This is a genomic window from Niabella beijingensis (assembly GCF_020034665.1).
Classification (GTDB): domain Bacteria; phylum Bacteroidota; class Bacteroidia; order Chitinophagales; family Chitinophagaceae; genus Niabella; species Niabella beijingensis.
Window position 1 is genome coordinate 3,267,490 of sequence record NZ_JAIQDI010000001.1, and the last position, 12,966, is coordinate 3,280,455.

The 12,966-nt window shown below is 49.6% G+C and carries 13 protein-coding genes; 7 read left to right on the plus strand and 6 right to left on the minus strand.

The window, feature by feature from the left end:
• Window positions 1–52: 52 nt before the first annotated feature.
• Together pdxH and pyrH are read right to left on the minus strand one after the other, a co-directional pair.
• Window positions 53–700, minus strand: a complete 648-nt coding sequence (pdxH, locus tag K7B07_RS13650; RefSeq protein ID WP_223710491.1) for a pyridoxamine 5'-phosphate oxidase — start codon at window positions 698–700, stop codon at window positions 53–55.
• 70 nt (window positions 701–770) lie between these two features.
• Window positions 771–1,478 (minus strand): UMP kinase, encoded by a 708-nt coding sequence (gene pyrH, locus K7B07_RS13655; protein WP_223710492.1) that lies wholly within the window; start codon window positions 1,476–1,478, stop codon window positions 771–773.
• Between the two features lie 471 nt (window positions 1,479–1,949).
• Between pyrH and K7B07_RS13660 the strand changes: the two genes are divergently transcribed.
• Genes K7B07_RS13660 through K7B07_RS13675 form a run of 4 tightly spaced genes read left to right on the plus strand, consistent with a single transcriptional unit; the run spans window position 1,950 to window position 6,793 of the window.
• Window positions 1,950–2,921, plus strand: coding sequence for an aldo/keto reductase (locus K7B07_RS13660; protein WP_223710494.1), 972 nt, complete (start codon window positions 1,950–1,952; stop codon window positions 2,919–2,921).
• A 40-nt stretch (window positions 2,922–2,961) separates the two neighbouring features.
• On the plus strand, window positions 2,962–4,404 hold the full coding sequence (locus K7B07_RS13665; RefSeq protein WP_223710495.1) for an alpha-L-fucosidase: 1,443 nt from the start codon (window positions 2,962–2,964) through the stop codon (window positions 4,402–4,404).
• 9 nt (window positions 4,405–4,413) lie between these two features.
• A complete protein-coding gene (locus K7B07_RS13670) occupies window positions 4,414–5,862 on the plus strand; it encodes an alpha-L-fucosidase (RefSeq protein WP_223710497.1) in 1,449 nt (482 codons plus the stop codon).
• Between the two features lie 58 nt (window positions 5,863–5,920).
• Window positions 5,921–6,793 (plus strand): carbohydrate kinase family protein, encoded by an 873-nt coding sequence (locus tag K7B07_RS13675; protein WP_223710499.1) that lies wholly within the window; start codon window positions 5,921–5,923, stop codon window positions 6,791–6,793.
• Between the two features lie 17 nt (window positions 6,794–6,810).
• On the opposite strand, the gene K7B07_RS13680 is transcribed toward K7B07_RS13675, so the two are convergent.
• Window positions 6,811–7,710 carry a DUF6528 family protein gene (locus tag K7B07_RS13680; protein WP_223710501.1) on the minus strand — a complete coding sequence of 300 codons (900 nt, stop codon included), beginning with the start codon at window positions 7,708–7,710 and terminating at the stop codon, window positions 6,811–6,813.
• 210 nt (window positions 7,711–7,920) lie between these two features.
• On the opposite strand from K7B07_RS13680, the gene K7B07_RS13685 reads away from it, so the two are divergent.
• Together K7B07_RS13685 and K7B07_RS13690 are read left to right on the plus strand one after the other, a co-directional pair.
• Entirely contained in the window at window positions 7,921–8,310 is a 390-nt protein-coding gene (locus K7B07_RS13685) for a tellurite resistance TerB family protein (protein WP_223710503.1), read from the plus strand.
• A gap of 45 nt (window positions 8,311–8,355) precedes the next feature.
• On the plus strand, window positions 8,356–8,643 hold the full coding sequence (locus tag K7B07_RS13690) for a hypothetical protein (RefSeq protein WP_223710505.1): 288 nt from the start codon (window positions 8,356–8,358) through the stop codon (window positions 8,641–8,643).
• Between the two features lie 97 nt (window positions 8,644–8,740).
• Here the strand turns inward: K7B07_RS13690 and K7B07_RS13695 are convergent, their stop codons facing one another.
• From K7B07_RS13695 to K7B07_RS13705, 3 genes are all read right to left on the minus strand, one after another.
• Window positions 8,741–10,150, minus strand: coding sequence for a CCA tRNA nucleotidyltransferase (locus K7B07_RS13695; RefSeq protein ID WP_223710507.1), 1,410 nt, complete (start codon window positions 10,148–10,150; stop codon window positions 8,741–8,743).
• A gap of 100 nt (window positions 10,151–10,250) precedes the next feature.
• Complete coding sequence (locus K7B07_RS13700) at window positions 10,251–10,817, minus strand: L-threonylcarbamoyladenylate synthase (RefSeq protein ID WP_223710509.1); 567 nt, start codon at window positions 10,815–10,817, stop codon at window positions 10,251–10,253.
• Between the two features lies 1 nt (window position 10,818).
• On the minus strand, window positions 10,819–11,988 hold the full coding sequence (locus K7B07_RS13705) for a glycosyltransferase family 4 protein (protein ID WP_223710510.1): 1,170 nt from the start codon (window positions 11,986–11,988) through the stop codon (window positions 10,819–10,821).
• 129 nt (window positions 11,989–12,117) lie between these two features.
• Here K7B07_RS13705 and K7B07_RS13710 point away from each other — a divergent pair, with 129 nt between their 5' ends.
• A complete protein-coding gene (locus tag K7B07_RS13710) occupies window positions 12,118–12,924 on the plus strand; it encodes a 2,3,4,5-tetrahydropyridine-2,6-dicarboxylate N-succinyltransferase (RefSeq protein WP_223710512.1) in 807 nt (268 codons plus the stop codon).
• The last annotated feature ends 42 nt before the right edge of the window (window positions 12,925–12,966 follow it).

Here is a 12,966-nt window from a genome sequence, read left to right on the forward strand (position 1 = left end):
CCGCTGCTGAGAGGGGATTTACGAAATCGGGAAAATTTAGGCGTGCCGGCGGTCAGGGTGCCAGGCGTTCGATCCGCCATTGTCCGTCCGGCTGCAAGGTATACCGCAGCCGGTCATGCAGGCGGCTGGGTCTTCCCTGCCAGAATTCAACAGAAAAGGGGGTTACCAGGTAGCCACCCCAGTGATCAGGACGCTGGATCTGCTGCCCGGCATTGGCACGGTCGCTGACCTCCTGCGTCCGTTGGTCAAGGAAACTGCGGTCGGGTATCACACTGCTTTGTGGTGAGGCGATGGCGCCGATCTGGCTGGCTACAGGACGGGAATAAAAATACTGGTCGCTTTCGTTCTCCGGTACTTTGGACACTGTTCCGGTGATCCTTACCTGCCGTTCCAGCTCTTTCCAGAAAAAGACCAGGCAGGCATTCGGGTTCTGTTGTAATTCCTTGCCTTTCCGGCTTTCATAATTGGTGAAGAAAACAAACCCTTTGCCGGAGAATCCTTTTAGCAGCACGATCCGGGCATCCGGCAGTCCATCGGCATCAGCGGTTGCCAGGGTCATGGCATTTACTTCTGAAAGCTGGCTTTCCACGGCTTCCTGCCACCAGCTGTTGAACTGACTGACGGGATCTTCCGCCACATCACTCTCAGACAGGCTCTTCTTTGAATAATTGATCCGTATATCGGCAATTTCCTGTTTCATGCTAAAAATTGATGTTCCGTTGACCCGGTGTTGCGCCGGCCGCGTAATCCGCAACCGGATATTTCCGGAGTCAGCGGATCAGTGTACCGATCTTTTCGCCTTCCACAAGTCGTTTCAGGTTCCCTTCCTGGTTCATATCAAATACAATAATCGGCAGGTTGTTCTCCATGCAGAGTGTGAAGGCGGTCATGTCCATGATCCGGAGGTTCTTCGTAAGGCATTCCTGGTAAGTGACCTCATCATATTTTGTCGCGGTGGGGTCCTTCTCCGGATCTGCCGTATATACACCATCCACCCGTGTGCCTTTTAAAATAACATCTGCGTTGATCTCGATGGCCCGGAGCGAGCCTGCGGTGTCGGTAGTAAAATAAGGGTTGCCCGTTCCTGCACCAAAAATCACCACACGTCCTTTTTCCAGGTGCCGGATCGCCCGGCGGCGGATATAAGGTTCTGCGATCTGTTCCATTTTTATAGCGCTTTGCAGACGGGTGAACAGACCTGTTTTTTCCAGCCCGGCCTGCAGTGCCATTCCGTTGATCACGGTGGCCAGCATGCCCATATAGTCACCGTGCGCGCGCTCAATGCCCGTTTCTGCCTCGTTCATGCCCCGGTAGATATTGCCTCCGCCGATCACCAGTGCTACCTCCACTCCCAGTTCTGTTATGGATTTGATCTCACGTGCATACTGTGAAATGACTTCGGAATCCATTCCGAAATTTTTATCTCCCATTAACGATTCTCCTGAAAGTTTTAATAAGATCCTTTTATACTTGGGCATGAATATTTTTTTTGAAGGTGAATATTTGACGCAGCGAAGATACTGTTTCAGACAGTAAAATCAAGTTTAAGGTTTCAGGGTGGATTCGGCCCTGTGAATGATGTATTTGTTTCCGTTGGTTTGATGTTTTTCGGACAGGAGACGTGAGCAGTCAGAAATGAGAACCGGATGATCAGCCAAAAGCTGACCACTAAGAAAGTGTTTAAGATTCAACATTTTTCTGAAGGAGCCTTGCAGAGAGTGTTTTGGATCTTCGGTGAGGTTGGATTCCGATGGATCCCTGATGCGGATTCCCGGTTCTCGCCACTAAATTCTGGGTTCAGCGGCGTAGCACATTATGGTAAAAAAAGCTGCAAAAAGGCGAAAAAAGGCTGCATACCTATCCCTGTTTGCCCGGCATTTTTCTGAAAATGATTGTACCTTCACCCCGGTAGTATTCCGGATATTTTTTAACAGGAGAAATGAACGATTATGAAAAATAAGATCGGTACAAGTAATGTTGCTGTAACACCCATTACGCTGGGAGCCTGGGCTATCGGTGGTGCCATGTGGGGCGGTAACGAAGAGGCGGATTCACTGGCGGCGATCAGGGCCTCCATCGATAGTGGCATTACCTCTATCGATACAGCACCCATTTATGGTATGGGATACAGCGAAGAGCTGGTGGGGAAAGCGATAAAAGGATACGACCGGAGTTCCCTTCAGCTCCTTACAAAATTTGGGATGGTGTGGGACCGGGAAAAGGGCGATTATGCATTTGAACGGAAAGACAATGCCGGTATCCTGAGAAAAATTTATAAATATGGTGGTTATGATAATGCCATAAAAGAAGTAGAGGCCAGTTTAAAAAGGTTACAGACTGATTATATCGACCTGATCCAGCTGCACTGGCCAGACAGTACAACACCGATCAGTGAAACCATGGAAGCCATGCAGCGGATGCTGGACGAAGGCAAGGTAAAGGCCATCGGGGTTTGTAATTACAACGGTGCCCAACTGACGGAAGCAGAACAGACAGTAAAACTGGCCGCTGACCAAGTGCCGTACAGCATGCTGAAACGGAATATTGAAAAAGATGTGGTGCCCTATGCACTTGCAAACGGATTATCGGTTATCGCCTATAGTCCGATGGAACGGGGACTTCTGACAGGGAAGTATAATGCGGCTTCCCGTTTTGCTGCTGATGATCACCGGAACGATTATTTTAAACAGTTTGATATGGAAAAAGTGGCCCGGCTCACAGGACACCTGGCCGAACTGGCTTCGGGATACCAGGCTTCTGTGGTACAATTGGTGCTGGCCTGGACCTTTCATCAGCCGGCCGTTGCCGCTGCGCTTGCAGGTGCCCGCAATGCAAAACAGGCAGAAGAAAATGCCGGGGCCCTGCAACTGAAATTATCGGAAACAGATCTTGTACAAATTGACAAATGGCTGGCGGAATAAATGACCTGACAGCGCACAAATAAAAAGAATAATTGCTGTTATGTGGAAGAAAATAAAAAAGGCCGCCGGACTGGCAGCTATGCTGTGCCTGCTGATCACTGCCCATGGCCAGGAACAGGGCATGCATCAGCAATCTTCGCTCTACGAATGGCCCGGGGATCCGCTGGTAAAACAAAAGCTGGAACAGTGGCAGGACCAGAAATTCGGGATGATCATCCACTGGGGATTATATGCGGTACCGGGTATCGTGGAATCCTGGTCGATTTGCTCGGAAGACTGGATCGGCCGGGACAGCACCATCCCTTATGACCGCTACAAACAATGGTACTGGGGACTGAAGAAAGATTTTAACCCAGTAAATTTCAACCCGGATCAGTGGGCGGATGCCGCAAAGGCCGCCGGTATGCGCTACCTGGTATTTACCACCAAGCATCATGACGGGTTTAATATGTTTGATACCAAACAATCTGATTTTAAAATATCCAATGGGCCTTTCCGGAATAATCCCAGATCGGATGTGGCAAAATATGTGTTTGAGGCCTTCCGGAAACGGGGTTTTATGACCGGGGCCTATTTTTCGAAACCGGACTGGCACAATGAGAATTACTGGTGGCCCATGTATGCAACGCCGGACCGGAACGTGAATTATGATATCCGGAAATTTCCCTGGCGCTGGCAAAAGTTTAAAGAGTTTACCTATAACCAGATCAGCGAACTGATGCATAATTATGGCGCGCTGGATATTCTTTGGCTGGATGGTGGCTGGGTACGGCCGATATCCACCGTTACAGATGAGGTGCGGGCCTGGGGTGCCAGGATCCCGGAATCCGGACAGGATATCGATATGCCCCGGATCGCTGCCATGGCACGGCAGGCACAGCCAGGAATTCTTATGGTGGACCGTACCGTGCACGGCCCGTATGAAAATTACCAGACCCCCGAGCAGCGGGTGCCCGATCACCGCATCAACAATCCCTGGGAGAGCTGTATGACGCTGGGCGGTGCCTGGGGATATGTGCCGGGCGACCAACTGAAGCCGGCATCAAAAGTGATCCATACGCTGGTTGAAATTGTAGCGAAAGGCGGCAGCCTGCTGCTGGGCGTGGGTCCGCAGGCAGACGGCACCTTAACTGCAGAAACCGTATCCCGCCTGAATGAGATCGGGTTATGGCTGAAAGCTAATGGCGCTGCCATTTATAATACAAGATCTGTTGAACAGTATAACAGCGGCGACACTTATTTTACCCGCTCGAAAGATGGAAAAACAAATTATGCCATTACGCTGGTCAGCAACGCAGCGCTGCCTGCCATTATTGAATGGGAAGGTAATCTGCCCCGTAAAGGATCGGTGATCAGATCCGTTGCTACCGGCGAAAAGATAAAATGGACCGTGGCCGGTAATAAACTGACCCTTCAGCTGCCTGCCCGGCTGAAAGCGATGAAGGACGTTACGGCCCTTGCTTTTTCTTTTGTAAACGACTAAAAACAGTATATGAAGAAAACGATCATCGGCTCTTTTCTGTGTATGGGACTTGTCCTGTCGGTAGGGGCCCAGAAGGTGACACCACCTGCTCCAGTGTATCCGGTGCCGTCTGCCCGGCAGCTGGCCTGGCACCAGCTGGAAACCTATGCCTTTATTCATTTTACCACTAACACCTTTACGGATAAAGAATGGGGGTTCGGCGATGAAGATCCCGGGATCTTTAATCCTTCAAAAGTCGATGCCAATCAGTGGGCAACCGTGCTGAAGCAAACAGGATTTAAGGCCATGATCCTTACTACCAAGCATCATGACGGATTTTGTCTCTGGCCCAGCAACTACACGGAACATTCGGTCAGGAACAGTCCCTGGAAGAACGGAAAAGGCGATATTGTAAAGGAAACCAGCGAGGCAGCACGGAAGGCGGGGTTGAAGTTTGGTGTTTATATGTCGCCCTGGGACCGCAACAGAGCGGATTACGGCAGCCCTTCCTATATCAGCTATTACCGGAACCAGCTCAAAGAACTGTTTACGAATTACGGGCCTGTTTTTGAAATGTGGTTCGACGGCGCTAATGGCGGTGATGGTTATTACGGCGGGAAAAGAGAGCAGCGGAAGATCAACGGAGCGACTTATTATGACTGGCCCACCACCTTAAAGTTGGTGCGCAGTATGCAGCCGGATGTATTGTTCTTCAGCGATGCGGGACCGGATATCCGCTGGGTGGGAAATGAAAAAGGAGTGGCCGGTGAAACCAACTGGAACAGCATTACACCTGATACGTTGTATGCAGGCAAGTCCGGAATCAATGAGATATTGAATACCGGGTCCGATGACGGAACAAAATGGATCCCTGCAGAAGTGGATGTGTCCATCCGTCCGGGCTGGTTTTATCATGCTTCGGAAGACAGTAAAGTTAAAACTCCTGAGCAGCTGTTTGAAATTTATCTCAGCTCGGTGGGCAGAGGATCCAACCTGTTGCTGAATATTCCTCCCGACCGAAATGGGGTATTCCATCCCACAGATGTTGCGGCTTTACGGGGATTTAAAAAGCTGCTGGAGGAAAGACTGACGAACAACCTGGCCAGGCAGGTGCGTGTAAAGGCCAGCAATATAAGAGGGAATGCGGCGGTTTATAACGGAGCAAAGATCGCGGATGGCGATAAAAACACGTATTGGGCAACAGATGAAGGAGTAACGGTTGCCGATATTGAAGTGGAATTGCCTGCAGCGAAAAAGATCAGTTATGTATTACTGCAGGAATATATTGCATTGGGCCAGCGTGTGAAGGCCTTTACGATCGAGGCCCTGAAAAACGGCAGCTGGAAGGAGATCGCTGGAGGTACTACTATCGGCTACAAACGCATCCTGCGCATCGATCCGGTGGTTACTTCAAAAATAAGGGTGCGCATCACCGATTCAAAGGCCGCACCGCTGATTTCGAACCTCGCCCTGTATTAATTCCGGTTGTTGAAAGGGCTGGTATGAACTTTGCGCCATAAAGATCAAATTAAATTTTATGACGGAACAATCCTATACGGCTATTTGCTTTGGTGAAATTCTCTGGGATGTGCTGCCGGACGGGGCGCAGCCGGGCGGTGCGCCGATGAATGTGGCCTATCACCTGAACCAGCTGGGCATTACTGCGGGAGTTGTATCAAAAAAAGGAAATGATGAGGAAGGGGAGCGGCTGATCCGTTTCCTGGAAGAACATCGGGTGGATACCTCCCTGATACAAACGGACAATACGCATCCCACCGGAAAAGTGCTGGCCACACCGGGTAAGAATTATGAAATGCAGTATGATATTGTTTTTCCTGTAGCGTGGGATTTTATTGATGTGGCGGAAGGCGTGCCGCAGCAGGTGGCGGCCTCCGGACTCTTTGTCTTTGGAAGTCTTGCTGCCCGCAATGAGCATTCGCGTAAAACGTTGTTCACCCTGTTATCCCGGGCAACCACAAAAATAATGGACATCAATCTGCGTCCCCCGCATTTTACGCAGGATGTAGTTGAAGCATTGCTGAACGAGGCAACGATGCTGAAGTTGAATGAGAACGAACTGGAGCTGCTCAGCGGCTGGTATACGTTTACCGGAACAATGCAGGAACAGGCAGCGGCACTGGGAAAGCGGTTCTCTCTCCCGGACATTATAATAACAAAGGGTGCCGATGGGGCCGCTTATTACACAAACGGTGCTTTTTATGAGCATCCGGGCTTTAAGGTAGATGTGGTGGATACGGTGGGCAGCGGAGACGCATTCCTCGCCGGTTTTTTATCCCGGCTGCTAAAAGGCAGCACCCCGGAAACCGCTTTGGACTTTGCCTGCAGGCTGGGCTCATTTATTGCCACACAGAAGGGCGCCTGTCCGGATTATGATGTGACTGCCTTATAGCCGCACGCTTAGGGTGGTCAGAAGAAACGGGTCTTATAGAGTTTTACTTCCGGTATTTCGATGGTTTTATCCGGATGGCGCAGGTAAATGTGATGTGTCCACCAGCTTTCTTCTGCCTGGGTGAACAGTAATAATTTCTTCTGCGCGTTATAATTAACTGATTTGATATTCTCCCGGCCTTTTAAGGGCTCAAATACCTCAAAACTTTTCTTTGCGATATTAAACGTAAAAACATTATGATGGGTGGTAACGATCATGTTTTCATCATCAACTGCCGACAGGTCGTGCCCGCCTTCCGAAGGGATCTTCCAGTGCTCCTCAAGCCGCAGTTGGGGATTGGGGCCTTCCCAGTCTTTTAAAGAATAAGACCGGAGTTCATCAAAGCCCAGTGCGAAAAGACGTTTGTATTTATCATTCCACACCACTCCGTGCCCGGAATAAAGGGAGTCCCTGAATAGCCGTTGTTCCGGCTGGTTCAGGTTGTAAAGTTCAATGCTGTTTCCATCGCGATGTGTGGAAAGTGCTACAACCAAGCGGTTTCCCGGCAGCAGCGCTGCAGAATGCGCCATAGGTACATGCGCATAAAAAAGAGGTTTGCGGCTTTTGATGTCCAGCAGCAGCACACCTCCGCCGGATGAGGTAAGCAGCAGGGCAGAGCGGTTCATAACCGGTTTGCATTCGTCCAGTGGCACCATCCATTTTTGATAGGCCGCAGGCAGTTCGCGGGCTTCAGAGACCTGCCAGCGCCAGGTTATATCAGGTGTACTGGCCGACTGACGGCTGTTCACCAACAGAACCTTGTCATCTCCGCACACTGCAAGATCGGTACCCCGCAGTCCGCTGTTTGTCCGGGAGGCGCAGGCCGATAATAAAAAACAGGATAAAAGCAGGAAGTTTAATGGATGTAGTCGTTTCATGTTTTTTAAAATTAATCGCTTAACCGGATAAGGGTGCTAAAGTTAGGGCTTCTTTGGGTCTGCTTCAAATTTTCATACGGGTAAAGCGGCCAGGCAGCGCTCCGGGTTCCCGCTTATTTGGGTGATCTTTAATTTTAACAGTCGCTACTCGCTTTTTTCTCTGTATATGGCCGTGCAGTTGCTTATTTTTGAGGGTCAGAATTTTTTGCTATGAAAATACTTTTGTTTTTGGGTCTTTTTTGTCTTGCCTTTTTTAACAACGGTAACAGTCAGTTCCTGGCAAAACAAAAGACAGACAGCAAGTCGGTGTTTTATAAAACAGCAGTATCCGGTAAAGAAAAAGACGAAGCCCACTATAAACGAATGCGGACATCGGGGTTCGTACTTGGTGGTGCAGGGGTTGCCGTGGCAGTGACGGGTATCGTACTGTCGGGTAAGCAGGACAACAAAACATCGGGTACAATCATCATGCTGGGCGGGTTGGCTGCTGTAGCCGGAAGTTCATTTATTATCGCTCACAGTAATCGGAGGCTGGATGAACTCAAAAGTGTATCGCTGGGTGGAACGCATAATGGGGCAGGGCTTACCTTCCGCTTTTAAAAATGTCTGAAAAAACAGTACTCTGCTAACTATTAAATTGAAGGAATGGCATATAAAGATTTTAAAGAATCATTACAGGCAAATGTATTACCTGAAGGACTCAGCTTGTTGCAGCAGGGATTGTGGCACGCTGCAAAAGGCAATTGGAACGCGGCACATAGCATTGCCCAGGATCATGAGGGTGAGCAGGATTTTGACCGGCTGCATGCCTATTTACACCGCGTGGAAGGTGATGAAGGAAATGCCCGTTATTGGTACCGGCGTGCAGGTACTGTGATGCCCGATCAATCCAAAGAAGAAGAACTGGAATTGCTGCTGCAACTTTGGAGTTAATACCGGAAGGGTGGCTGAACCATTGAAGCATTAGCGGCCTTAACTGTTCTTCACTTCTTAATGGTTCAAATAAATCACTGCTTTCTGACTCCTGTAATTACGGCAACCCGATCTCTTTTGCTTTTTCTCTCAGGAATTCTAATGCAGCTTCTCTTGTGTTGGGGATCAGTCCGTCCAGGATGGCATCTTTTAATGCATCTTTCAGGATACCTACCGGTTTTGAGGGGGCAAGGTTGAAAAGCTGCATGATCTCAATGCCATCTACAGGCGGCTGCCAGTTGCGGATCTGGTCTTTTTCTTCCACTTCCTTACAGCGTTCGCGTACCAGCTTAAAGTTATCGAGGAAGCGCTGCACCTTTTTCCTGTTCTTACTGGTGATGTCCGCTTCGCAAAGCAACATCAGTGCGTCAAAATCTTCCCCTGCATCAAACAGAAGCCGGCGGATGGCAGAATCCGTGATGTTTTCCTTTGTAAGACTGATGGGCCGGAGATGCAGCTCCACCAGTTTTTTTACAAACCGCATTTTCTCATTTTGCGGCAGTTTAAATTGTGCAAAAAGTTTGGGTACCATACGGCCACCCACTACCTCATGGCCATGAAAGGTCCATCCCGTTCCTTCTTCAAAGCGTTTGGTAGCCGGTTTTGCAATATCATGCAGGATCGCTGCCCATCGCAGCCAGAGGTCATCACTGGTAGCGGCAACATTGTCCAGTACCTGTAATGTATGATAAAAATTATCCTTATGCCCGATCCCTTCTTTAAATTCCGCACCGGCGAGGTCCACCATTTTGGGGAAGATGATGCGGAGCAGCCCGGTCTTGTACAGAAGGTCGAAACCGATCGAAGGCCGCGCAGCCATAATGATCTTATTCAGTTCATCCGTAATGCGTTCCTGGGAAATGATCCGGATACGGTCTTTGTTTTTTGAAATGGAAGCCAGTGTCTTTGCCTCGATCGTAAAATGGAGCTGTGTGGCAAACCGGATGGCCCGCAGCATCCGGAGCGGATCGTCACTAAAGGTCTGGTCCGGCTCCAGCGGGGTAATGATTATTTTTTCTTCCAGGTGCCGGCGCCCATTGAAGGGATCCAACAGCTGACCATAGGTATCTTTGTTCAGACTGATGGCCATGGCATTGATGGTAAAGTCTCTCCGGTTCTGGTCATCTTCCAGCGTGCCCGGACTTACCTGTGGTTTGCGGCTGTTGCGCTGATAGCTTTCTTTCCGGGCACCGACAAACTCTACATCAAATGCTGCAATACGAATATGAGCGGTACCGAAGTTTTTAAAATAGTTGACCTGTGGAGCCGGATGCAGCATCGCAGCCACAGCCCTGGCCAGTTCAATGCCATCCCCGATAGTAACAATATCCGCATCTTTTGTAGACCGGTTCAGCAATTTGTCCCGCACAAAGCCTCCCACCAGGTAGCTTTCAAAACCAAGCTCCTGCGCTGCCAGGGCCACTTTATTGATGATGGCCAGTTCCGGGTCACTTAATTGAATATCCATCTGACCGGCAAATATAATGCAGGTTTGAGAATTGAGCGTTGAGAATCTGGGAAGCTGAAAGCTGACAGCCAATAGCTGACAGCTCCTGTTCAGCAACTCGTTACCGGATCACTTCAACCTGTCCATCCCTCCAGCGGATGATGGACGAGGGCTGGTGCGGTTCTTCATCATCACGACGGTGATGCACCACAAAATCCGCCTGCTTTTTTATAGCTGTCGCGATGGTTTTAAAATGTGCAGGTGTGGCCTCTCCCGAAATGTTTGCGGAAGTAGATACGATCGGTTTACCGAAGCGTTTGATCAATGCCCGGCAGAATTCATCCCCGCAGATGCGGATGGCAATGCTCCCATCTGCAGCAGTCAGGTTCTCCGCAAACCCGAGCCCGTTCTCATAGATCACCGTTGTCGGACGGTCTGTGGTTTCAAGATAATCAAACAGGCTGAGGTCTACAGCCGCCGTGTGCTGCATCACTTCCCGTTCGGTGGTAACAAGAACGATCAGTGCTTTGCTGTCGCTCCTTTTTTTTATGTCGTATATTTTTGAAACGGCATCTGCATTGGTGGCATCGCAGCCGAGGCCCCATACGGTATCTGTGGGATAGAGGATCACGCCGCCTTCTTCCAGGGCCGTCACACATTTTTTTATATCCTGTTCAAAAGAGTGCATATTATAAAATCGATTGATAGAGTTTCATTACATCGGCGGCATACACTTCCGGCCGGAAGCGTTGTGCATTTTCCAGGCCCTTCTGTCGCATGGTGGCGGCAAAGGAAGCGTCCTCATAGATTTTCCGGAAGCCGGCCGCCATTTCTTCCGGACGATCGGGATCTGCCAGCCAGGCGGCCGTGCCGGCGATCTCCGGCAGACAGGAAGTAGTGGAAGTGATGACGGGTACACCGCCGGCCATGGCTTCGATGATCGGCATGCCAAAGCCTTCAAAATAGGAAGGATAGATCAGAGCGGTTGCCAGCTGGTATAACGCAGGCAGGTCTGCTGTTTCCACAAACGGTTTTTTCCCTGCAAGTGCCAGTTGTTCCGACAAAAAGATCACACGGTCTTCCAGTTGTACTTCCCGGAGATATGCGGTCACTTTATCCTTAAACCCGCCATCATTGCCAACGACCACCAGTGGTATGGGGATATCCCCGCGGATACTGTTTAGTGCTTTACAGATGTTGAGAAGGTTCTTGCGCTCGATAATGGTGCCCACATGCAGAAAAAAAGCTTCCGGCAGTCCGTATTTTTCACGGACGGCCGCTTTTTTTTCTGCGGTCTCTATTACTGTAAAAGCAGGGGCACAGCTCTGATAGATCACTTCAATTTTTTCTGCGGGCGTTCCATAGGTCTTAATGATATGACCTTTGGTCTCTTCGCTGATGGCCATGATCTTTGTGGCATTCCTGCAGGCATAGCGCAATTTGGCACGATAGATCTTTACATCAATGGGTTTGTACTGTTCCGGATAGATCTCTGGAAACAGATCGTGGATTGTTACCACAGAAGGAATACCGGTTTTGGGAATACCTGTAGGGATTTCATGGCTCAGCCCATGGTAAAGATTGATCCCCAGCCGCTGCAGATCGCGGGTCACCCAGCGGCTTCTCCATACTGCACGGAACAGGCGGTGCAGGGGAGCTGCGGGCAATACCTCGTAAATGTTTTTTTGTTCCGGGCGGAACGACTTGCCGGGCTTTGGATTAAACAGGTAATAGCCATGTTCAGGAAACTGCTCTGCAAGCAGCCGGATCAGCACCCTGCTGAAAAATCCCAGCCCGGTATTGTTATGATAAGCCCTTTTGGCGTCGAACCCGATATTCATAATTGCAAAGAAAGTCATTTCTCATTTCATCCCCGTATATCGATGCCGTTTTCTGGCAACGTTGTCGTAGGAATACGGTTGTACCCTAAACTTTAGGCCTTAAACTTCAGGCACAAAAGCTATCTTTGTCCGTACAAAAAAAGTACTATGCAAGACTTGATTACCGCGGCCTGGGCCAACAGGGAGTTGTTGAAAGACAGTAAATATACGGATGCCATTCATGAAGTAATTGCGGCACTGGATAAAGGAGAATTGCGCGTTGCAGCACCTGAGGGAAGAAAATGGAAAGTGAACGAATGGGTAAAACAGGCCATTCTCCTGTATTTCGGAATTCAGAAAATGCAGACCTGGGATGTGCCCCCGTTTGAGTTTTACGATAAGATGTTGCTGAAGAAGAATTACAAGGATATCGGGGTGCGTGCGGTACCGCATGCGGTGGCACGCTATGGATCCTACCTGGCAAAGAATGTGGTATTGATGCCTTCTTATGTAAATATCGGGGCGTACGTGGATGAAGGAACCATGGTAGATACCTGGGCAACGGTAGGAAGCTGTGCACAGATCGGGAAGAATGTGCACCTGAGTGGTGGCGTGGGTATTGGCGGTGTACTGGAACCCCTGCAGGCCAGTCCAGTAATTATAGAAGACGGTTGTTTCCTGGGAAGCCGTTCTATTGTAGTGGAAGGGGTGATCGTGGAAAAAGAAGCAGTACTGGGTGCCAATGTGGTGCTTACACAGAGTACCAAGATCATTGATGTAAGCGGATCCATTCCCATTGAAGGCAAAGGCCGCGTACCCGCCAGAAGTGTGGTGATCCCGGGTTCCTATGCCAAAAAATTCCCTGCGGGTGAATATCATGTGAACTGCGCATTGATCATCGGAAAACGGAAAGCCAGTACCGATCTGAAAACCAGTCTGAATGATGCATTGCGTGATTTTAAGATCAGTGTATAATTTTTGCTTGAGGTTTGAGGTGCAAGGTTGATGTCTTACCTC

Excerpts from the sequence above, each read along its gene's own strand:
- K7B07_RS13675 (WP_223710499.1), top strand. The coding sequence starts at position 5,921 with ATGACGGAACAATCCTATACGGCTATTTGCTTTGGTGAAATTCTCTGG.
- K7B07_RS13700 (WP_223710509.1), bottom strand. The coding sequence starts at position 10,817 with ATGCACTCTTTTGAACAGGATATAAAAAAATGTGTGACGGCCCTGGAA.
- K7B07_RS13695 (WP_223710507.1), bottom strand. The coding sequence starts at position 10,150 with ATGGATATTCAATTAAGTGACCCGGAACTGGCCATCATCAATAAAGTG.
- K7B07_RS13680 (WP_223710501.1), bottom strand. The coding sequence starts at position 7,710 with ATGAAACGACTACATCCATTAAACTTCCTGCTTTTATCCTGTTTTTTA.
- pdxH (WP_223710491.1), bottom strand. The coding sequence starts at position 700 with ATGAAACAGGAAATTGCCGATATACGGATCAATTATTCAAAGAAGAGC.
- K7B07_RS13710 (WP_223710512.1), top strand. The coding sequence starts at position 12,118 with ATGCAAGACTTGATTACCGCGGCCTGGGCCAACAGGGAGTTGTTGAAA.
- K7B07_RS13690 (WP_223710505.1), top strand. The coding sequence starts at position 8,356 with ATGGCATATAAAGATTTTAAAGAATCATTACAGGCAAATGTATTACCT.
- K7B07_RS13670 (WP_223710497.1), top strand. The coding sequence starts at position 4,414 with ATGAAGAAAACGATCATCGGCTCTTTTCTGTGTATGGGACTTGTCCTG.
- K7B07_RS13665 (WP_223710495.1), top strand. The coding sequence starts at position 2,962 with ATGTGGAAGAAAATAAAAAAGGCCGCCGGACTGGCAGCTATGCTGTGC.
- K7B07_RS13660 (WP_223710494.1), top strand. The coding sequence starts at position 1,950 with ATGAAAAATAAGATCGGTACAAGTAATGTTGCTGTAACACCCATTACG.
- K7B07_RS13705 (WP_223710510.1), bottom strand. The coding sequence starts at position 11,988 with ATGACTTTCTTTGCAATTATGAATATCGGGTTCGACGCCAAAAGGGCT.
- pyrH (WP_223710492.1), bottom strand. The coding sequence starts at position 1,478 with ATGCCCAAGTATAAAAGGATCTTATTAAAACTTTCAGGAGAATCGTTA.
- K7B07_RS13685 (WP_223710503.1), top strand. The coding sequence starts at position 7,921 with ATGAAAATACTTTTGTTTTTGGGTCTTTTTTGTCTTGCCTTTTTTAAC.